Origin of the sequence: Neobacillus endophyticus, from assembly GCF_013248975.1 — a bacterium.
GTDB classification, from domain to species: domain Bacteria; phylum Bacillota; class Bacilli; order Bacillales; family Cytobacillaceae; genus Neobacillus; species Neobacillus endophyticus.
In genome coordinates this window covers 3,008,102-3,027,709 of record NZ_JABRWH010000001.1, presented here as the reverse complement: position 1 = coordinate 3,027,709, position 19,608 = coordinate 3,008,102, and the positions used below count along the sequence as shown (strand labels likewise).

Annotated in this window: 19 protein-coding genes; 3 read left to right on the top strand and 16 right to left on the bottom strand. The window is 38.2% G+C overall.

The features are described from left to right. Positions 1 to 7 precede the first annotated feature (7 nt). From HPT25_RS14955 to HPT25_RS14945, 3 genes are all read right to left on the bottom strand, one after another. Positions 8 to 1,048: an anti-sigma factor domain-containing protein gene (locus HPT25_RS14955; RefSeq protein ID WP_173065637.1), complete on the bottom strand. Its 1,041-nt coding sequence runs from the start codon at positions 1,046 to 1,048 to the stop codon at positions 8 to 10. Then, entirely contained in the window at positions 1,045 to 1,788 is a 744-nt protein-coding gene (gene sigI / locus HPT25_RS14950) for an RNA polymerase sigma factor SigI (protein ID WP_173065634.1), read from the bottom strand. The genes HPT25_RS14955 and sigI overlap by 4 nt, the downstream gene beginning before the upstream one ends. Before the next feature lie 214 nt (positions 1,789 to 2,002). Next, a complete protein-coding gene (locus HPT25_RS14945) occupies positions 2,003 to 3,583 on the bottom strand; it encodes a peptide chain release factor 3 (protein ID WP_173071157.1) in 1,581 nt (526 codons plus the stop codon). A 216-nt stretch (positions 3,584 to 3,799) separates the two neighbouring features. On the opposite strand from HPT25_RS14945, the gene HPT25_RS14940 reads away from it, so the two are divergent. Beyond that, the gene (locus tag HPT25_RS14940; protein WP_246277197.1) at positions 3,800 to 5,542 is read left to right on the top strand and encodes an AAA family ATPase; all 1,743 of its coding nucleotides are present in this window, start codon (positions 3,800 to 3,802) and stop codon (positions 5,540 to 5,542) included. A 212-nt stretch (positions 5,543 to 5,754) separates the two neighbouring features. Here the strand turns inward: HPT25_RS14940 and HPT25_RS14935 are convergent, their stop codons facing one another. The 3 genes from HPT25_RS14935 to HPT25_RS14925 all read right to left on the bottom strand — a co-directional run bounded on the left by HPT25_RS14935 (position 5,755) and on the right by HPT25_RS14925 (position 7,719). After that, positions 5,755 to 7,116 carry an IS1182 family transposase gene (locus HPT25_RS14935; protein WP_173058723.1) on the bottom strand — a complete coding sequence of 454 codons (1,362 nt, stop codon included), beginning with the start codon at positions 7,114 to 7,116 and terminating at the stop codon, positions 5,755 to 5,757. Between the two features lie 337 nt (positions 7,117 to 7,453). Next, positions 7,454 to 7,597, bottom strand: coding sequence for a YjcZ family sporulation protein (locus HPT25_RS14930; protein ID WP_173065628.1), 144 nt, complete (start codon positions 7,595 to 7,597; stop codon positions 7,454 to 7,456). 20 nt (positions 7,598 to 7,617) lie between these two features. After that, positions 7,618 to 7,719, bottom strand: a complete 102-nt coding sequence (locus HPT25_RS14925; protein WP_173065625.1) for a YjcZ family sporulation protein — start codon at positions 7,717 to 7,719, stop codon at positions 7,618 to 7,620. A gap of 237 nt (positions 7,720 to 7,956) precedes the next feature. On the opposite strand from HPT25_RS14925, the gene HPT25_RS14920 reads away from it, so the two are divergent. Continuing rightward, complete coding sequence (locus tag HPT25_RS14920; RefSeq protein WP_217269718.1) at positions 7,957 to 8,781, top strand: glycerophosphodiester phosphodiesterase; 825 nt, start codon at positions 7,957 to 7,959, stop codon at positions 8,779 to 8,781. Positions 8,782 to 8,856: 75 nt separating this feature from the next. Here HPT25_RS14920 and HPT25_RS14915 read toward each other — a convergent pair whose 3' ends face one another. From HPT25_RS14915 to phaQ, 6 genes are all read right to left on the bottom strand, one after another. After that, a complete protein-coding gene (locus tag HPT25_RS14915; RefSeq protein WP_173071154.1) occupies positions 8,857 to 10,047 on the bottom strand; it encodes a Ger(x)C family spore germination protein in 1,191 nt (396 codons plus the stop codon). After that, entirely contained in the window at positions 10,047 to 11,654 is a 1,608-nt protein-coding gene (locus tag HPT25_RS14910) for a spore germination protein (protein WP_173065619.1), read from the bottom strand. Before HPT25_RS14910 ends, HPT25_RS14915 begins: the two co-directional genes overlap by 1 nt. Before the next feature lie 9 nt (positions 11,655 to 11,663). Then, a complete protein-coding gene (locus HPT25_RS14905) occupies positions 11,664 to 12,767 on the bottom strand; it encodes a GerAB/ArcD/ProY family transporter (RefSeq protein WP_246277196.1) in 1,104 nt (367 codons plus the stop codon). Beyond that, positions 12,764 to 13,012, bottom strand: a complete 249-nt coding sequence (locus tag HPT25_RS14900; RefSeq protein ID WP_173065616.1) for a hypothetical protein — start codon at positions 13,010 to 13,012, stop codon at positions 12,764 to 12,766. The genes HPT25_RS14905 and HPT25_RS14900 overlap by 4 nt, the downstream gene beginning before the upstream one ends. 315 nt (positions 13,013 to 13,327) lie before the next feature. Then, the gene (gene phaP, locus HPT25_RS14895) at positions 13,328 to 13,942 is read right to left on the bottom strand and encodes a polyhydroxyalkanoic acid inclusion protein PhaP (protein ID WP_173065613.1); all 615 of its coding nucleotides are present in this window, start codon (positions 13,940 to 13,942) and stop codon (positions 13,328 to 13,330) included. Next, on the bottom strand, positions 13,923 to 14,360 hold the full coding sequence (phaQ, locus tag HPT25_RS14890; protein WP_173065610.1) for a poly-beta-hydroxybutyrate-responsive repressor: 438 nt from the start codon (positions 14,358 to 14,360) through the stop codon (positions 13,923 to 13,925). Before phaQ ends, phaP begins: the two co-directional genes overlap by 20 nt. 149 nt (positions 14,361 to 14,509) lie before the next feature. Between phaQ and HPT25_RS14885 the strand changes: the two genes are divergently transcribed. After that, the gene (locus HPT25_RS14885; RefSeq protein WP_173065607.1) at positions 14,510 to 15,292 is read left to right on the top strand and encodes an alpha/beta fold hydrolase; all 783 of its coding nucleotides are present in this window, start codon (positions 14,510 to 14,512) and stop codon (positions 15,290 to 15,292) included. 76 nt (positions 15,293 to 15,368) lie between these two features. Here HPT25_RS14885 and HPT25_RS14880 read toward each other — a convergent pair whose 3' ends face one another. From HPT25_RS14880 to HPT25_RS14865, 4 genes are all read right to left on the bottom strand, one after another. After that, positions 15,369 to 16,439, bottom strand: a complete 1,071-nt coding sequence (locus tag HPT25_RS14880) for an alpha/beta fold hydrolase (RefSeq protein WP_173065604.1) — start codon at positions 16,437 to 16,439, stop codon at positions 15,369 to 15,371. A 12-nt stretch (positions 16,440 to 16,451) separates the two neighbouring features. Continuing rightward, the gene (locus HPT25_RS14875) at positions 16,452 to 17,162 is read right to left on the bottom strand and encodes a hypothetical protein (RefSeq protein WP_173065601.1); all 711 of its coding nucleotides are present in this window, start codon (positions 17,160 to 17,162) and stop codon (positions 16,452 to 16,454) included. A 17-nt stretch (positions 17,163 to 17,179) separates the two neighbouring features. Further along, entirely contained in the window at positions 17,180 to 17,854 is a 675-nt protein-coding gene (locus HPT25_RS14870; RefSeq protein ID WP_246277195.1) for a hypothetical protein, read from the bottom strand. Positions 17,855 to 17,920: 66 nt separating this feature from the next. Next, positions 17,921 to 19,552: a long-chain-fatty-acid--CoA ligase gene (locus HPT25_RS14865; RefSeq protein ID WP_173065595.1), complete on the bottom strand. Its 1,632-nt coding sequence runs from the start codon at positions 19,550 to 19,552 to the stop codon at positions 17,921 to 17,923. Positions 19,553 to 19,608: the final 56 nt, after the last annotated feature.

Here is a 19,608-nt window from a genome sequence, read left to right as displayed (position 1 = left end):
CCTGTTTTTATTTACTCTTATGATTGTTTTGATGATCGATATGCTTAAGTTCTTTCTGGTTTTCCTTATCGTCATTTTCCATAAATTTTTCTGGCTGCTTTAGTGGCTTTTTCGTTTGTTTGTGGTCACTTGATTCTTCATCGAATGGATCTATTTGATTAATTATATCGTTTTTTTTCAACTGACCCGGTGCATGCATGTTTGGACTAGGAAGGGCTGGATGCTCGATCATATTTTTCACTCTATCAGATTGCTGCTTGTTTGTAGGACTGTTTTCCATTTGCTTTTTAATCTGTCCAGGAGGAACCGTATTAGCTTTTTGTGAAGGAGTATCATTTACACTTGGATTTTCAACCTGCTTTTCCTCTTTCACTTCGGCATTTTGATGATTCGTCGATTGGTATTGACCTGTTGTTATTCCCATTTTATGTGCTTCTTGCAAATCTTTCTCAGTGCCCTTGTATAGCGTTAACTGTAAATTTTGTGCATTTACAGAAGTTTTTATTTGCTTTATATTATCCTGCAGTTTTTGATCAGCTTGGCTATCGTTTTGATCAGTTCGGACAGTAGAAATAATGATCTGATGATTATTTTTTAAATATCCATCATTTTTCATTTTTGTTAATATAGATTCCGCTAAATTTGATACATCTTGATCTTTCCAATTCTTCAATTGGGAGATTATTTTTTTTCCTTCATTATTATAGGCAGTTAGATTAATGACTTGCATTTTTTTATTAATTCCAAGTTCAATACTTGGATTTACACCAATGGACATATAGGCATAAGCTTTGTTGTTTTGATACATCGGAATAATCGATGCTCCGAAAACAAGCATAGCAATCGCAGTGATTAAAGCAGGTCTTGTCAGATAAGATCTTACGGATTGAAACAGACGGGAGGATCTTTGATTCTCCACAGGAAAAAAATAAATTTCCTCCCCTATCACATAAGGCTGTTCTTGTTTTCTTGCCCGCAAAAATTCTCCCTCAGGGGTTAATAGTGTTAGAAATGCATCATCTATTTGCATGATAATTCCTTTTTTCATTCAAGCACCCCCTTTAAATATTCCTTTAAATAAATGTAATCACTTGTCAGAATTAGTGCTATTGCTATAATGTATTTCCTGTTTCTCTCTATCGTTTTTCTGCTGACATTGACCATTTTTTCGAGCTCTTTTATCGGCAGCCGTTTTTTTTCAAACATGTTGTCGATCAATTCTTTATTCTCTGATAGCATTTTGGCCGCATATATGGCGTTTTTCCTGGCATCCGAATGCTTCGGAGCATTTTCCACCAAGTCATTAAAGCTTAAATCAAACTTGGCAAGCAATGCTTGAAATTGAAGGATTTCATCTTTTCTTAACTGTTCATCATTTTTTTTATTATATTCATCAACTGAAAGCTCATTTACAATCACTGTACCAGGTGATTCTTCCTCTGGGGAAGTAAGACCCAAGTCCATGCTAATATGCTGATTTCTTGTTTGTTTGCGGATATAATCAATGACTCGACGTTTAATGATCACTTCCGAAAAACTCAAAAGAGAACTTCCACGTTCTTTGGAATATTTTTCAATCGCTTCATTAAAAGCAATCAGACCGATACTAAATTCATCGTCAGTTTCATATATATATCTTTTGCAAACTGACGAAACCGTCTTTGCAATAAATGGCTTATAGTCATCAATAATTTCATTTAGGAGGGCCTTGTCACCTTCTTGAACTAAGGCAACTTTTTCTTCTAAAGTTCGTTTGTTTTTCTTTGTTAAAAACAATAAACCTAACATCTGCTCACCTCTTATTCGACCAATTATAACATACGATTACCCATTGGTCTTTATGGGGGAAGCAGGCAGTTTTAGGAAGAAACCCATTTAAATTGCGGCCGCAATTATCACTACATAGGTACGTCGCATATGAAGCAATTTGTGGGGGTTTAGAAAAAATAATTTTTCAGGTAGAAAAGCCTCAGCACGGATGACCGTTCTGAGGCTTCGGAAACTATTCATGCTGATCCATTGGATTATATAACTTAACGTTAGGATTCTTATCTTGAAACCATCTAAGGGCAAAGTCATTTTCAAATAAAAATACATATTGGTCAAAACGATCTTTTACAATCATGCTGCGCGAACTGGAAAGGTTCTCGTCCACCTCATCACTTTCAACCCATCTGGCAAGTTTAGAGCCTAATCGTTCCATTAAAACTTCAGCATTATATTCATTTTTCATCCGATGCTCGAATACTTCAAACTGAAGCTGTCCTACTGCACCTAACAAGTATTCTTCCATTTTCACTGTTTTAAAGAGCTGAATGGCACCTTCTTGTACAAGCTGCTGAATACCTTTATGGAATGACTTTTGTTTCATGACATTTTTGGCTGACACTCTTACAAACAGCTCAGGAGTGAACTGCGGCAATCTTTCGTACTGGAATTGATCCTTTCCGGTTGTAAGTGTATCTCCTATTTGATAGGTTCCGGTATCATAAAGGCCAATTATATCGCCGCTTACGGCTTCATCAACCGTATTCCGCTCCTCTGCCATAAAGGAAGTTGATTGTGACAGCTTTAATTGTTTTTCTAAGCGAGGTATATTGACCGTCATTCCCCGTTCAAATTTACCTGAACAAATACGAATGAATGCAATCCTGTCCCTGTGAGCGGGATTCATATTAGCTTGAATCTTAAAAACAAACCCGGAGAATTGTTCAGACAGTGGATCAATTTCTCCTGCAGAAGAATTGCGGGCCTTTGGAGGCGGAGCAAATTGCAAATACGTCTCCAAAAATGTTTGAACACCAAAGTTTGTTAATGCACTTCCGAAGAATACGGGTGTCAAGGTTCCGTCTGCTACCCTTTCAGGGGAAAAGTCGTTTCCTGCTTCATTAAGGAGCATTATTTCTTCCAATGTTTGCTCATAAAGCCCCGATTCTTTTAGTGGGTGATCCCCGGCAATTTCACCTTCGTCGTTTAGCGGAATAAACCGGTTAGCTTCGTCTGTACGAAATTGTTCAACCCGATTATAATATCTGTCATAAATTCCAAGGAATTCTTTCCCCATTCCAATCGGCCAGTTCATTGGGTAAGATTCGATTCCTAAAACCTCTTCCAATTCTGCGAGCAACTCTAGTGGGGATTTTCCCTGGCGGTCGAGCTTGTTGATAAAAGTAAAAATTGGAATTCCGCGCATACGGCACACTTTAAACAGCTTTATAGTCTGATCCTCTATCCCTTTTGCCGAATCCACAATCATCACAGCACTATCAACGGCCATTAGAGTCCGATAGGTGTCTTCACTGAAATCCTGGTGCCCAGGGGTATCCAGAATATTTACTCGATATCCGTTATAGTCAAATTGCATGACACTGGAAGTAACAGAAATCCCGCGCTGCTTCTCAATTTCCATCCAGTCACTTGTAGCAAATTTTCCCGTTTTCTTTGCTTTTACAGTACCTGCATCACGAATGGCACCGCCAAATAACAATAATTTCTCTGTCAGTGTTGTTTTACCTGCATCCGGGTGGGATATGATTGCAAAGGTCCGGCGCGATAAAACTTCTTCTGTAAATTTTTTACCCATCATGTCTTCCTCTCTTTTGACAAAAATTTTGTCCATAACTTCAATCATATCGCGCAATTATTAACTTTGCAATATTTGAATGTCAATTTGTAGCCTGAAGCCCAAGACCGAAAACATTGAATCTTTATTGTTAATATTCTTCCACCGATTCCCACATCCATTTTCCTAGGAAACATTTTATAATAGATACTGACCCTGTTTAAGGAGATGAGAAATTTGAATCAGAGCAAAAAAACGATATCGCAATTTATTCCGCTTTTCTCAGCGTTATTCATAGTTATAACAGGTATATTCATTTACATGCAAACTGCCAATAATGACATTAACATACCTTTCTCAAATGTCGAGAAAATTGTTCAGCAGCAGCATGGCAAGACTGTCACAATGACAGAGCAAAGTGATGGTATTGTATATATAAAGACAGGAAATAAGGAATATGTGTCAAATGTTCCGCCAAATAGTCAAATGGTCGACAAATTAGTAGAAAAATATAATATTAAATACTCCTATTCAACAAGCAGCCGATATGGAAATTGGATCATGATTGGTGTGTTATTAATTCTGGCTGGCACCGCATTTACACTTCAAAAAATAAAAGGCGGCGGAGCAGGCCTTAACTCAATGAAGAATAGTGTGGCAAAAGCTCGCCCGATTCCGTCCATTAGTTTAGAAGAAGTCGGCGGACTTGGCGACGAAATGAAGGAAGAAATCTTACAAACACTTACTACTATTAAAGAGCCGCAAAAAGCTAAAAAATTAGGTATTAAACCGCCTAAAGGAGTTCTGCTTTATGGACCTCCAGGTACTGGTAAAACATTATTGGCACAAGCTATCGCCAAAGAATTAAATGCATCGTTCTTCTCAGCGAGTGGATCGGCTTTTAATGAATTGTTTGTTGGTGTCGGAGCCAGCCGTGTCCGCTCTCTTTTTCAAACCGCTAGAAAACAGCAGCCTGCAGTTATTTTCATTGATGAAGTTGATGCACTGGCAGGCAGACGTAAACCTCATGGTGGAGAAGAATCAGAAAAAACTTTAACAGAGCTGCTAGTTCAGCTTGACGGCGGACAGTCAAATGAAGGAATTCTTTTTATTGCAGCAACCAACCGGAAAGACATGCTTGACGAGGCCTTTTTAAGACCTGGAAGAATCGACTTCTCTTTCCATGTTCCACTTCCAGATACTAAAGGGCGCAAAGAAATTATTGAGATTCATGCAAAAGGCAAAGCCCTTGCACCCGACATTCTTTCTGGCTTAGATTCATTAGCGGAAAGTACTTCTGGATTTTCTGGATCGGAACTTCAATCACTCTTTGAGACGGCCAGCAGAAGAGCTGTCCGGAACGGCCAGGATATGATTCATAAACATGACTTGGATTATGCTCTTGACCGTACCATCCTTGGAAGCACATCGCGTACATTACAGGATCATGATACAAAGCGGAGAGTAGCGATACATGAGGCAGGACATGCGATTGTTTCTGCTGTCACCAAACCTGGTTCAGTTCGTAAAGCCACCATTATTCCCCGTGGTGAAGCTCTTGGCTATGTGGCACCCATTCCTAAAGAATTGCATTTATCAACAACAAGTGACTTGCTGGATCGTGTAGCCATGATACTTGCCGGCGGTGTGGCCGAAAGAATGTTGTTGGGCGAGCACAGTATCGGGGTGAGCGGAGATGTTCAGCAGGCTAAACAAATTATCGAACAAATGGTGGATATTGGTATGCTTCAAGATGGTTTCACTTTAACTTTTAACAAGAAAGAAAAAGAAGTGAAAATGCAGGAATTGTATGCCAAAGGTTTAGAAAAAGCCGAGAATATTATTCAATCCCATCAACAACAGTATCAGCAATTAGTGGATGCTTTATTAAAGAAAGAAACATTAGAAGGTTTTGAAGTAGAACAGATTGTCCAAGGAATCGCTGCCTCACAACCTGATTCCACTCTGGCTCTAGCCTAAAAAAACTCTTTTAGGCCAAGCCGTTGCTTGGCGGGACCTTGTTACGAAAGATCACCTTTCCTATCAGCCCAGAAAAAAACCCGCTTGATCAACAAGCGGGTTTCAGATTGTAGACAAAAGGCATTTCAAAAGTTCCGATTCTGGCGCCCTTTTCTAAAATTGGGATTTTTCTGTTTGATTTTTCTTAAGGTAGACCCCGGCGGGGTCTATTTTTATGCCATTTCTGGACTTTTCCAAGTCCATGTAGCCAACTTCTTTAAATTCATAGCAGCAAAAGTAAGCATCGCCTGCATGGACAATTTTTTAAGACCTCTTAAGGTTGTCCATCGCATACCATGCTTTTCTTTCGCATCCGCGAATACACGTTCAATTGTTTCTTTACGACGTGCATATATTATTTTATTCTCTTCTGTATGACGAAGATGTTCAGCCTCTTCAAGATATGGTTCCCAGATATGTCGTTGAATGAGCTTTTGATGATTTTGACTTTGTGTACATTGTGCTAGAAGTGGGCAATCCTTACATATAACAGGATTAGAGATGTACTGTCGATAACCTTCCTTAGTAGTCGTTCTATAATCCAGAACTTGTCCTTCCGGACATATGTAACAATCAAAGTGCTCATCATAGACATAATCGTGCTTTTTCAAATATCCCTCCTTTGTACGTGGTCGTGTATAGGGTAAAGCAGGGCGAATTTCATTTTCAATTAAATATTGAGCAATAGCAGGTGTTTTATATCCGGCATCAGCAGCTACAGCATTAGGTTTCCCACATTTTTCAATGACCTTTTCAACTAGAGGCTCTAACATTGTACTATCATGAACGTTACCTGGAGTTACAATAGTCCCCAGGACAAAACCATTTCTATCTGCGGCTGCATGAAATGAATAAGCAAATTGCTTTGTCCTTTCGTCTTTTACATAGTAACCACTCTCCGAATCTGTTGTACTTTCTTTTATTTCTTTGTTTTCTTCTTTTTCATATTTATCTGGTGGGATGGGCTTTTTCCCATGTTCTTCACGATCACTATTAATTTCTGCTTGAAGACGTGCTTCATAAGCTTTTGATTCTTTCCGAACTACTTTCTTTTCGAATTTGCGTTTATTTGCACTTGCTTTAACGTGAGTTGAATCAATGAATACATGTTCCGAACTAACTAACTTTTTATCTGCTGCCTCTTTTAAAATACGGTAGAAAATTTGTTCAAATAAGTCTGTATCCTTAAAACGACGTTCGTAGTTTTTACCAAAAGTTGAAAAGTGGGGTACTTTATCATAAAAACCAAATCCTAAAAACCAGCGATACGCCATATTTGTTTCAATTTCCTTTATCGTTTGACGCATCGAACGGATACCGAAGGTATATTGAATGAAAGCCATCTTAATTAATACAACAGGGTCAATACTTGAACGTCCGCGCTTAGTTGAGTACAAATCTTCAACCAATGAATAGATAAATGAAAAATCTACTGCGGCTTCTATTTTGCGAACCAAGTGATCAGCAGGTACAAGTTGATCTAAGGCAATCATTTCAATTTGGTCACGATTTATCTGTGTATTTTTCGAAAGCATTCCATCCACCTCTATTAATTCTCTGTAAATAAATTATACAAAAGGCTGTGTTAATGTACATTATTGATTTTTACACTCTGTTGATTGGAGTGGAAGGCGGCGAAGACTCCTGCGGGAGTACGGGACAGGGGAGACCCCGCAGGCGCTGAAAGCGCAGAGGAGGCTCCCCGAACCGCCCGCGGAAAGCGAAGCCGCCTGGAACGGAAATCAACAGACAAGTTTAATATGGCCAAACAAAAAAGACTGTCGATTTTAAACCCGAAATCCTTCGGATTTGTCGACAGTCTGAAACCCGCTTGATCAACAAGCGGGTTTTTTCTACATTTTTTCAGACCTATTAATAATAGCAGGCTGCACCTACAATAATTAACAGGATAAATAATACAACAATTAAAGTGAAGCCGCCACCATAGCCAAAGCCGCCGTATCCGCAGCCGCAGCCGCCGAAACCATAGCCGCCAAATCCTCCATATCCGAACATGACATTACCTCCTTCTTATATTAATAGAATCCTCCGCACCAAGATGCCCCAACGATAATTAATAAAATGAACAGTACAACGATTAGCGCAAAACCTGCACCGTAACCACCAGCTGCAGTCATTTAACATAACCTCCTTTGTTGAATTCTATATATCCTATTCAAGACATGATAAATGTGCAATAGACACTTATCCCTATTACCCAGATTTATAAAAAAGACCAAGCCCATTCTTATGAGACATTTCAATGTATCGTGTTCTGGCAAAAGAATCCTTTTCATTTGACATTTTATATTGTTTTTCATAACATTTTCATAAAAATGGCTGAATTACCGCCATTCCTTTTTTCAAAATGAAGATTGGAGCAGAAAAAATTGAAAAAATATGTGACCATTCTGATGATCATCTTTGTAGCGGCTTATCGCTTGTTAAAAAAACAAATAAAGGCTCAAAGCCATTTTAAACCATTAAAAATTGGCCATCGAGGTGCCGCCGGATATTGCCCAGAAAATACATTTGCCTCCTTTCACAAAGCATTGGAATTAGGTGCAGATTATCTTGAAATTGATATTCAGATGACAAAAGATGAGGAGTTAGTTGTGATTCATGACGCGACTGTCAACCGGACTTCAAATGGAAAAGGGAAAGTGAAGGATTTTACCTTAAGCGAGATTCAAACCCTTGATGCCGGCTCATGGTTTAAACCTGAATTTGCTGGAGAAAAGATTCCTTCTTTCAATGAATTTTTGGATGAATTTGCAGGTAAAGCAGGCTTATTAATTGAATTAAAAAAGCCTTCCTTATACCCTGGCATCGAAGCGAAATTGGCAAATGAGTTGATAAAAAGAGGGTTAGTTGGAGCAAACAAACACCCAATTATTGTCCAGTCTTTTGACAGAACTTCACTGAAACACTTCCACAATCTTCTGCCTTCTGTGCCAATTGGGGTGTTGGTCAAAAATCGAGCAGTGAATGGAATTCCAAATAAAGATTTACAATTTTTTTCTGAATTTGCTACATATATTAATCCTAAAATCGCGATAGTTAACAAACGGCTCATAAATCGGATCCATCAGCACGGTTTTAAGGTTTTTATTTGGACCGTTAAGAAAAAAAGCGAGGCAAATATGTTACAGCGAATTGGTGTTGATGGAATCGTCAGTGATTATCCCGACTTTTTTTAAATGATCACCTAGATCAATATGTGACTTTAACAAAGTCCAACAAAAAAACTGGAAGATTTCACTTCCAGTTTTTCTTCATTTTTTATTACTAAGCATACTTTTTGTACGTATACCAGACCTGCGTAGCTGTACTTTCACGTAGACATGCACTATCGCCTCTTTAAAGCTCTTATCCCAATTATTTTGCACCTTTTTGAAATTACGATAGTCTTGGTGGTATACATCCTCTCCAAAGCCAAAAATATCACTCCCATATTTTTGTTGGACTTTTTTAATGGTGGCTGAAACTTTTCGTTTAATTTCCTCCTCCGCTAACTTTTGGTATTTTTCATATGTTTTTACTTGAGTTAAATCATCACTACATTGAACCGCATCAATGTAGGCTTCTGAGTTGATACTGATATTAATGACTGGTATCCCTCGAACCATCTTTGCCTTTTTCCTTGTTTTTGAATTATAAATTTGCGCCGCCAGAAACTTATCCTTTCCGCATGGCACGGATAAAGCAGTTCTTGACAGTTTATCTTCTGCCCACAAATAATTTCGAGTATCATCTAATGATACATAACCAATCAACTTGTAATTCTTGAAAATGGCCAATGAATCTAGGACTACCATTGCGTTTGGAGTAACCATCTTTAAATTATCAAGTGATCCACCTTTTTTGGGATTGCCTCTGACAGAAACTGCAGCCATTACCGGCTGTTTTCCAGGAGATGTTAAGGCTTGGATGACATCGTTTAAGCGAACATTCGGATCCCCTCCCCATACATCTACCATTGACTGCAATTGGGTGTGGAGTTTTAGAGAGGATGATTTTTGTAAAGGATACGTAACTTTTAATATGTCATCAGGACTAACGCCCCGAGAGATTAAAATGTTAAAATCATCCCTAATTTCCCGATTGCGCTCCAAATAATCCAAAAATGATATTAACCCTTCTCTTGCGATCTCTTCACTCATAACAAAGGTTCGCATATGAGAATATATGACGTGTTTAGAAGCACCAACATTCATTTTCTGAGCGAGTTCTGCAATTGTATCTCCTTCTATCGTAAATACCACTGAAGGGGTAAAACCTCCTGCCGTTTTAGAGTTTAATTCAGTAGCATTAATTCCTTCAACCGATAACCGATACTTCTCTTTTTCACCTTTATCTACCGCCATGCCAATTGCTACAGATACATCCGATAATTCTCGTTGATCCCAGCAGCCCGACAATAAAACACTCAGTAAGAGCGTGCAAATCAAGAATAGTTTATTCATCAACTATTATTCCCGCCTTCCATCGGAGGCGGAGCGGGAGAGGAATCAGAGAAGACTTTCTGTTCCAATTCGGCTCGCAGATATTTTGGTCTCTTCTTCATAGACCAGAAAGGAAACCGAACAAAAACATCTTTCTGATCTTCGATAATGAGTGGGGCAATAGGGGCTAAATATGGAATACTAAAAGACCTTAAGGAGCTTAAATGGGCTACCATTGCCACCAAAATTATTAATACTCCATACAGCCCTAAAATGGAAGCCGAAATAATCAATAAAAAGCGAATCAGCCGTGAAGCGGCTGCAAAAGAATAGACCGGAGCCACAAAATTGGAGATTGCGGTTATGGCCACTATTATAATCATAATGTTGGAAATGATCCCAGCTTCTGCAGCTGCTTGTCCAATGACAAGCGCCCCGACGATAGAAACCATTTGGCCAACTGTCCTGGGCATCCTAATTCCCGCTTCCCTTAAAATTTCAAAGGTGATCTCCATGAGCAAGACCTCTACGACAGCTGGAAACGGCACTCCCTCCCTTTGGGCAATAACACTTAACAATAATGGGGTTGGCAGCAATTCTTGATGAAATGTCAATATTCCTACATAAATAGAAGGAGTTAACAACGCAATCATGAATGATAAATACCTGATAAATCGTAAAAAGCTCCCTAAAAAAAAATTCTGATAATAATCCTCCGCCACTTCAAAGAAATTGACAAATACAGCAGGAATCAGTAATGCAAAGGGTGTCCCATCAATTAAGATGACAATTTTCCCTTCCATTAAATTGGCTGCAACGGTATCTGGACGTTCCGTATTTAATGCTAAAGGGAAAACGGTAAAAGTTTTATCGCAGATTAGTTCTTCGATATTCCCAGATTCAAATATCGCGCTTACTTTAATTTTCGCAAGCCTATTTCTAGCCTCCTGAAGAATGGCTTCATTAGCAATTCCTTTAACATAACCGAGATATAATGTTGTATTGGACGACTCACCAATAATAAATTTTTCAAAGGCTAAATTTTGATTGCGGATTCTTCTCCTTATTAAACTTACATTTGTTGAAATGGATTCAATGAAACCATCCTTCGGTCCTCTTATCACTGTTTGTGTGCTTGGTTCTATAACGGATCGTTTTTCATTTGTTTCCATATTAATAGAAATAGCCTTTTCTAGCTGATGAACAACGACCACAATACAGCCATTTAATACTTCTGTATAAATTTCCTCTTTTGTTCCAACCAGCTTAATCCCTGTTCCGCCAAAAATTTCTTTCCCTTTAATCAGTAAGTCTTCTACCGTCCTTAAAATCATTCCAGTATCAGATTCTTTTAAAAATAACCTCGGTGTTGTTTCTTTTAGTGTCTTTGAATCAACCATCGTATCCAAATAAAAAAGAAGTCCTGCTGTTTGGCCGATTCTTCCTTCTATAATTTTTAGATCAATCGTTTTTCCAAAAGCCACTTCCACTTCTGTTCTTAATTCCAATAGACTATAATCCAAAAGACTTCTTTCTAAATTATTACATTCGTCGCGATCGGTTTCGATTTTTAATTCCTTCTCCGGCATCCGTTTCTTCTTCAATCTATGTATTTTAATGGAATTCATTATTTCACCTCATTTCACTTTATTTCCTTTGCGCTGCTTCCAAATAACAATTAGAAAGATCAAACCTGGAATACAAAATTGAAATGGAAGATGGAGATATAATGGTACCATCTGAAGCCCTTCCTGAATGTGGTCAGCAAAATCAATGGATACCAGCACGGAAAAAAGCGCCACTAGCACAGAGATCGGCAAAACAAAATATCGAAATGGCAAATTAAATATATACTCCAGCCCTTTTAATCCCCCAAATAAAAAAATATTCCCTTTCACAAAAATACCCAGCATCATAATAAACACAGCAAGGGCATCAATTCTTTCAATAAATTTGCCTATCGACACATTTCTTACTGTACTTAAAAGGGGAAAATTGGATCGTTGCACAGAATCGATGCCAAGCGTTCCGATCATTAAAACAGAAGAAACCAACAACAGCAGGGAAGCTATGGCTACCCCTATCATTGCAATTCGTAAGCTATACTTTTTATTTGTCACATTCGAAAAAATGACAGTAAAAACAATAAGTTCGCCATATGGAAAAAATGCTAACTTAGTAAAAACCGTTTTCATAACCGGCATCAATCCTTCTCCAAGGATTGGCTGAATCCGCTCTAAATTCACACTTCCATTCATAATTAAAAAAATGGTTACTAACAAGAAAAAGCCAAACAAATATGGAGTAAAAATTTCGGATGTTCTTGCGATTACTTCAAGACCTAAATAGATGACATAGGCCATTAATAATGAGAATGTCAACGAAATGATTTCAATTGGAGTATTTGGCATAATGGCGGATGCTATTAATTCTCCGAAATCCCGCACCACTCTGCTGGAAATATAGCAAAAATAAACAACATAAAAAAATGAAAGAACGATCGCTATTTTTCTGCCCAAACAGAATTCTATAATTTGATATAAATTTTTTCCTGGAAGGCGGCTATTTAAATAATGAAAAAAAAATACAATTCCTATACCAAGAAAGGAAGAAATCATAATGGCTATCCATGCATCATTTTGAGCATCAGTCCCCACTCCGACCACGATCGCACTTCCGAGCAAAAAATTGATTAGTAATGTAAGAAGCTGTGCTAAAGAGATATTCTCCTTTTCCATCATGAACCTTGATTCCTCTCCACACCATTTCTTCTCTTTTTCTGAAGGTATAGCCGCACATCAATAATGACACTTGAAACCAAACCACCAGTCCCGCCCAAGATAACAATGTACCTTCCTGCAGCAATTTCAGAGAATATAATATTTTTTACTGCAAGTAAAAATGGATACTCAAATATCTTCATATCAAAAATTGCTAATAAAACTGTTAACGATATACTTGTTAGAAAGAAGCCCAGTGTAATCATTCATTTCGACATCCTCGATTTATTTCTCCCCATATGTTGCCAAAAATGAGCCTTTTTTATCCAAAATTTGAATAACCCAACAATGAAACACTGTTTGGTTTTCAATCTCACGAGTTAGGTAATACGATCTTCTCTTGGTTGTCTCATTAATATGAATTTCTTTGTTAAACTTGGATATGATTTTCGCTTATATGAATTTGGTGAATAATCATCCAGAAACTTATGAAATAAAAAAACCACAATCACTCAATATGACATGATTGTGGCTATCTTAGATCCTTATGTTGTACACTGCTTTAAATGCTCCTGACTTTATTAAATTTTAACTAATTCCTTTAAACTATTCTTTCCTCGTTCTACTAAATTTAAATGAGTGTTTCTTGCTAGATTAACGTACTCCCTTCTAACCTCAAACCAAGCATTTCGACGTCCTCGGGCAAAAGCAATGCTGGTCTCTGCATTTTTTTCAAAACGTTCTTCCAGCCCGTCAATCAATTGGAAGATAGAACGGACTGGCGTAAATGCTAATTTTTCTAGCTGTCCTGAAACCTCTTTGAGCTGTTTCTTCAATTCTTCACGGTCAGTTGTTTGAACGTCAGCTTCCATTATTTCTTCTTTCCGAGTGTTGATTTGCTGTGTAAGTTCTGAAACCATTTCCTTATTTGTTTTTTTCGTTTGTTCGTATAGCTTTGCAATCGAATTTCTATATTTCTTATTGAAATTGATGACTTCTCTAACCGCTGTAAGATAAGCATCTTCCCTACTTTCCCGAAGCTTTCTTACATGTTCCCGAGAACGCTCAACCTGATCCCAGAATGTGTTCACAAATGAACCTTCAGCCGGAAATTCCAGCTCTGTCCGTGATTCCGCAGTTTTAGGCATTTCCTTTTCTGCTACGGCTAATGCCGCATCACTCTTCTTCTGTGCCATGGTCCTTCCTCCTCTTACTCATATTTACTTTCTCTATGGAATCCTTCTTTTGGAAAGAAGGCAAATAGAGCTCAAGAACACTGGTATACATTTTAAAAAATTGATCCAGTAATGATTGATAGGTTTCCAATTGGTTGGCATAACCTTTTAAGTATGTAACACCAGCTTTTGTTATGGAGTATCTTCTTTTTGCAGGACCTGCTCCTGTTGTATCCCATTCTGACGAGACAAGGTCATCCTTCTCCAGCTGCCGCAGCATCCGATATAAATTTCCTTGATCTAATGTCTTAAAACCGAATGCCTCCAACTTCTGGCTAAGCTCATACCCATGAAGCGAAACCTTGCTTAGAAGCAATAAAATAAATGGCAGCACAAAATTTTTTGAAGGATTGACAGTTTGATTGTCATGGTTTACCATATTTTTATCACCTCACCTATATGTATTTTACATCTATCAGTAATATTTTGTCAATATTACAAATCCTGATGACTAACAGCCTCAGTTAGATCTTTTCCTCTATTACTTCGTAGTTATAAACTTTTTCAAAATAATAAGGGTGGTGTAAAATGGAAATTTCAAAGTTAAGTAAAGCAGGTATCCCGTATTTGCATTTTGGTAAAGGGGAGCCCTTTGTCCTCATTCATGGTCTGGGTGAAATGAAAGAAGGTTGGAAAAACCAGTTTGAATTAGCCGATCAGTATGAGTTGATCATACCTGATTTACGGGGACATGGAGAATGTTTTAAAACAATAGGGATTACCATTCAAAATTTTGCCGCCGACATCATTGGATTATTGAAAGAATTAGAAATTGAAACCGCTCATATTTTGGGTTTATCAATGGGCGGTGCCGTTGCCCAAGAAATTTATCGACAGGCGCCTTCGATGGTTCGTTCCCTCATGTTAATTAGCACTTTTCACTATTTTCCAAACAGACTAAAAGAATTCCTATTTAACAATCGAAAGGAAAAGTTTGAATGCGTTTCAGCTTCTGGCGATCCTGCTGAGTATATTGCACGAATGGCACTTTTTTCATGGAATAAAGATACGGCAGAGGAGTTTTACCAATTTTTTCAACCAAAGAAACAGGTTTTTATTGATTCCCTTAAGGCTTGCTTGGAAGTCAATAATTTAACTTTATTACCTAAAATAAAGGTCCCGACATTGATCATTGGCGGCCAGTATGATTCAATATTACCTGTTTGGATTCAAGTTTGCATGCACAAGCGAATACCTCATTCAAAATTCACTATTTTGAGGAATACCGGTCATATTGCCAAACTGGAAGCCAAAGACCGGTTTAACTCCATGCTGCGTAATTTCCTCAACCAGCAAAGGTCTGCTGTCTAATTTAATTTGATTAGGAAGGATAGGTAGGTCCCCCTGCCCTTCCTCCCGTTACTAATTTATTTCTCGTCCTCCTGTTTTATGCAGGAGCTACTTGAACCTCACGTGAGCGTACAGCCAGCCATGGATCCATAATTTCAGCAAAAATACCTGTCAATGCCAATGACACATGACCGCCTTTATAAACTTTGTACGTCTTATCTTCACTTGATACAAGATCGATGACAGGGAGGCTTTGCTGTTCTGAGACAAGCGTATCACGAGAACATGAAAAGACAAATAGAGGACATTTGATATTTTTCAAGTCCACTCTCCTTCCGCCAATAACCATTTCTCCCTTTAACAATTTATTTTCGCGATATAAATCATTAAATAATTGCTTAAAGGCGGCACCGGCAAAAGAGGCTGTATCTTTTGTCCATTTGTCCATCCTGTGCCATTTTTCAACATAATCCTTATCATGTGCTCTGGTAATTAAATTGATCACAGGAGTTCCATAGACTGGTGAAAGCATTCTAAACATTAAATATAAAAATGGTGATGGAATAGTGCCATAAGCATTGGCAAATCGATCAAAGCTCAAGTAGCCTTTTTGAAGCCCATCCAACCACTTCTGGGGTACGATCCCAACACTAAAATCAATTGGAACAGCTGCGAGAATTAAATTTTTAATAGGAAGATCGGTGATCGATGAGAGAATGGCGGCAACCGTTCCCCCTAAGCAATAGCCGGCCAATGATATTTCTTTTGCGCCTGAATGCCGTACGGCCCTTCGTACAGCCTTTTCCATATAATCTAAAATATAATGATCTAATGAAATATCGCGATCTTCAAGCTCAGGTGAGCCCCAATCCAGCAAATACACATCATATCCGCGATCCACAAGACCTCCAACGACGCTGCTTCCTTCGCCAACATCAAGAATATACGTTTTATTTAACAGCGAGTAGACAAGAAAAACAGGTATTTCGTATTTTTTTTCTTTGGCCGGATGATACCACAACGTCGATTTGTTCTTTTTCCATATACATTCTCTTGGGGTAGGCACAATTTCTGGCTTTGGCTCAGTCAATACCTTATAAAGCTGGTTCCAGCGTTTCGTTTCTTGCTCAAAGTTTAAAATCGGCATTTTTGATCCTTTATTAATCATTTAACATCCTCCTCAAAGACTTCCGATTGAAGCCCTTTCCCCGGACAGGACCAATTCTTTTTTTGTTTCCAGTAAACGTCTAATTTCTGCGATCTCCGATTTAATATCTGCTAATTGGACCATTTCCTGTTTTAAATCCTGAAACTCTATTTCCCGAAGGTGTATTTCATCCGGAATTATAGCCGAAGCAAATTCTTCCTGAGTTTTCCTGATTCCTTCGAGCTCTGATTTCATCTCCTGAAGATTTACCTGAAGAATCTTTATATCTATTAGCCCCTGTTTTAATTCTTGGATATCCTTTGTAAGATGTCCCGTATTGGCATATTCCTGTACTGTCTGTGGTAGATCAGCCTTCAACGAATTCAAAGTATTAACTACTTCCTTAAGAAATTCCAAATTTTCTTTATTAAAGGCTGCAATGCCGTCCTGAACACTCCAGATCTGTTCTTCCAATATATCCATTTTCTCTTCGGCCTGTATGGATTGCTTTGCCACTCTTGCAATATCTTTTTTGGTTGGGATATTCATAAGACTGGCCATAAACTCCTGATTTTTCTTAAACAATTCCAAGTAACGGGAATATACGTTAAGACCCAAATTGGCTGACCGGACAAATTCTTTATTATCTGTAAGCATATATAAAAGCCCGTTTAGCTGCTTCTCCCAAAGCCCAGCTATTCGATTGTAGCTTGACAATAAATCATACTCTTTCTCCTCCGTCATGCATGGCACCCCTTTTTCTACGATTTTGTTATTTCCTCTTGTTTTTCCATATACTTATTAAAAGGCAGAACAAAATTTTTTATTTGTCTGGTAAAAAAATTGATAACACCAATTTGATTTTCATAGATAATGTTGCCCGCATGTTTAACCGCTTTAATATATTGCTGTCTAGCTTTTTTCCTTATTTTGATATATTGTTCTATCACTTCCGGATACTTATCTACCATCTGCTGGTTCGGTAAGCCCTGAAAAGGAGTCCGTAGTATGGACATTGTGCGTTTTTGGATTGCATCCATTTGTTCATTCAGTTCTTCATATGACTTTTTCGGAAAGAAATGCTGCACTACCGTAGTTGACATTAATATCTCTTCACGGGCTGTTTTCTCCCATTCAACAAGCTCTTTTGTAAATTGTTCTGTAATCGCTTTTAAATTGTCTTGATTTCTTTCAAAGTTTTCAGCAAAAAGTTTTGCTCTAGCCAATAATAGATCATCACGAAGGTCGGCCCGTTTTTCCCATTCGTCCAATTCACTGAACGCATGGCGCCATAGCATATTAAGGCTGGATAAATGTTCCGGATTTTCGTTTAAAACGTTGTTTTCTTGCACAGTGTTTTGCTCTGAATTCTCTTCATTGACACTTTCTTCATTCAATTTTCCCGAGGGATTTAATTTTTCTTGATTTTCTTCCATTTTTCTTTCCTCCTGTTCCGCCATTGGAATTTACTTGTTAATCTCAAAAATTCGGCCCTTTCAAATTTAAACTTGAAGCTTTTCCTCTTCCTTACGAAGCATTCTTCTTAGCAATTTTCCTACAGAAGATTTAGGAAGTTCATCAAGAATTTCTATTTGTTTTGGCACCTTGAATGGTGCAAGATTTTGTTTAGCAAAGTCCATTAATGATTCCGGTTTCAGTTCAACACCTGGTTTTAGTTTCACAAACGCCTTTACTGTTTCTCCACGGTAAGAATCCTCAACACCGATAACTATCGCTTCTTCTACAGCATCATGCTGATACAATACTTCTTCAATTTCGCGCGGGTAAACATTATAGCCACTCGCGATAATAATATCTTTCTTTCGATCTAAAATATAAAAGTATCCATCCTCATCCATTTTTGCGATATCTCCCGTAAATAACCAACCATCCTTTAACACCATTTCTGTATCTTCAGGACGTTTCCAATATCCTTTCATAACCTGCGGACCTCTTAAAACAAGCTCGCCGGCTTCTCCTACTGGTACATCTTCAAAGCCATTTGCCGTTTCTCTGACAATTCTTGCTTCAGTCCCTGGGAGGGGGATTCCGACACTGCCCAATTTTCGCGGTAAAAATGGAGGGGTTGAGATCGCCGATGGCGCTGTTTCTGAAAGACCGTATCCATCTGAAACCCTAATTCCCACTCTTCTTTCAAACTTTTTAACCTGTTCTACTGGAAGTGGAGCACCACCGCTACTTAAGAAAAAGAGCTCCCCAAGACTGCTTTCCTCCAGATTGGGATGGCTATTTAACGCGAATATCATTGTTGGGACCGCTGTCAGTTGGAAAGGCTTTTCTTCTTTCACTAATGTAAGCAGTTCATTTACATCAAAACGCGGCATTATTAGCTGGTTACATCCAATCCTAATAGCAGATAGCGCGTTACAAGAAAGACCATATACGTGAAACATAGGAAGTACACTGACGATTTTAAAATTTTCCGGTTTTTCATCAACTGCATTATAAGTAAATTCACAAACTTGAATAATATTAGCCAATAAATTGTGATGTGTTAACATCACCCCTTTGGAAACTCCAGTTGTTCCTCCTGTATATTGCAAAATAGCAACATCTTCTTTTATATCAATAGGTATATCCGGAATGACGTGATCATGGGTAAGAAAATCTTCAAAATATAGATCGTTATCTGCCAATGGAATTTTACTGACTCCAAAACCGACAACAATAATTCTTTTTAAAGAAGTGTTTGGCTGGACTTGTTTAATTCGTGGGTAAAGGGAATCTAACACAACCATGTATTCTGCATCAGAGTCGTTTAGAACGTATTCAATTTCCCGTTCGACATACATCGGATTTACCTGTACGGCTATGCCGCCCAAACGGGACGCAGCAAACAAGCTGAAAATATACTGAGGGCAATTAGGGAGCATGATGGCCAAACGATCACCTTTTTTAAATCCAACTCGATACAATGAGGCTGAAAACCATTCTGCAATCGTTTTTGTTTCCTTATAAGTCCATGACCTTCCTTTGAAAGTCAATGCCGGCCTGTCATTATGTATTTTTGCAGCCTGCATGAGAAGGTCAAATAATGATTCGTATTCAATAGAAACATCCTCGCTGATTCTTGGATCATAGAATTTTAACCATGGTTTTTTCAGGTAATTCATGTCTTTCCCCTCCTAAAATGGCCCGCCTATTTCAAAAATGAAGTGAAATGGGTGGA

Excerpts from the sequence above, each read along its gene's own strand:
- HPT25_RS14955 (WP_173065637.1), bottom strand. The coding sequence starts at position 1,048 with ATGAAAAAAGGAATTATCATGCAAATAGATGATGCATTTCTAACACTA.
- sigI (WP_173065634.1), bottom strand. The coding sequence starts at position 1,788 with ATGTTAGGTTTATTGTTTTTAACAAAGAAAAACAAACGAACTTTAGAA.
- HPT25_RS14945 (WP_173071157.1), bottom strand. The coding sequence starts at position 3,583 with ATGGGTAAAAAATTTACAGAAGAAGTTTTATCGCGCCGGACCTTTGCA.
- HPT25_RS14935 (WP_173058723.1), bottom strand. The coding sequence starts at position 7,116 with ATGCTTTCGAAAAATACACAGATAAATCGTGACCAAATTGAAATGATT.
- HPT25_RS14930 (WP_173065628.1), bottom strand. The coding sequence starts at position 7,597 with ATGTTCGGATATGGAGGATTTGGCGGCTATGGTTTCGGCGGCTGCGGC.
- HPT25_RS14925 (WP_173065625.1), bottom strand. The coding sequence starts at position 7,719 with ATGACTGCAGCTGGTGGTTACGGTGCAGGTTTTGCGCTAATCGTTGTA.
- HPT25_RS14915 (WP_173071154.1), bottom strand. The coding sequence starts at position 10,047 with ATGAATAAACTATTCTTGATTTGCACGCTCTTACTGAGTGTTTTATTG.
- HPT25_RS14910 (WP_173065619.1), bottom strand. The coding sequence starts at position 11,654 with ATGAATTCCATTAAAATACATAGATTGAAGAAGAAACGGATGCCGGAG.
- HPT25_RS14905 (WP_246277196.1), bottom strand. The coding sequence starts at position 12,767 with ATGATGGAAAAGGAGAATATCTCTTTAGCACAGCTTCTTACATTACTA.
- HPT25_RS14900 (WP_173065616.1), bottom strand. The coding sequence starts at position 13,012 with ATGATTACACTGGGCTTCTTTCTAACAAGTATATCGTTAACAGTTTTA.
- phaP (WP_173065613.1), bottom strand. The coding sequence starts at position 13,942 with ATGGCACAGAAGAAGAGTGATGCGGCATTAGCCGTAGCAGAAAAGGAA.
- phaQ (WP_173065610.1), bottom strand. The coding sequence starts at position 14,360 with ATGGTAAACCATGACAATCAAACTGTCAATCCTTCAAAAAATTTTGTG.
- HPT25_RS14885 (WP_173065607.1), top strand. The coding sequence starts at position 14,510 with ATGGAAATTTCAAAGTTAAGTAAAGCAGGTATCCCGTATTTGCATTTT.
- HPT25_RS14880 (WP_173065604.1), bottom strand. The coding sequence starts at position 16,439 with ATGATTAATAAAGGATCAAAAATGCCGATTTTAAACTTTGAGCAAGAA.
- HPT25_RS14875 (WP_173065601.1), bottom strand. The coding sequence starts at position 17,162 with ATGACGGAGGAGAAAGAGTATGATTTATTGTCAAGCTACAATCGAATA.
- HPT25_RS14870 (WP_246277195.1), bottom strand. The coding sequence starts at position 17,854 with ATGGAAGAAAATCAAGAAAAATTAAATCCCTCGGGAAAATTGAATGAA.
- HPT25_RS14865 (WP_173065595.1), bottom strand. The coding sequence starts at position 19,552 with ATGAATTACCTGAAAAAACCATGGTTAAAATTCTATGATCCAAGAATC.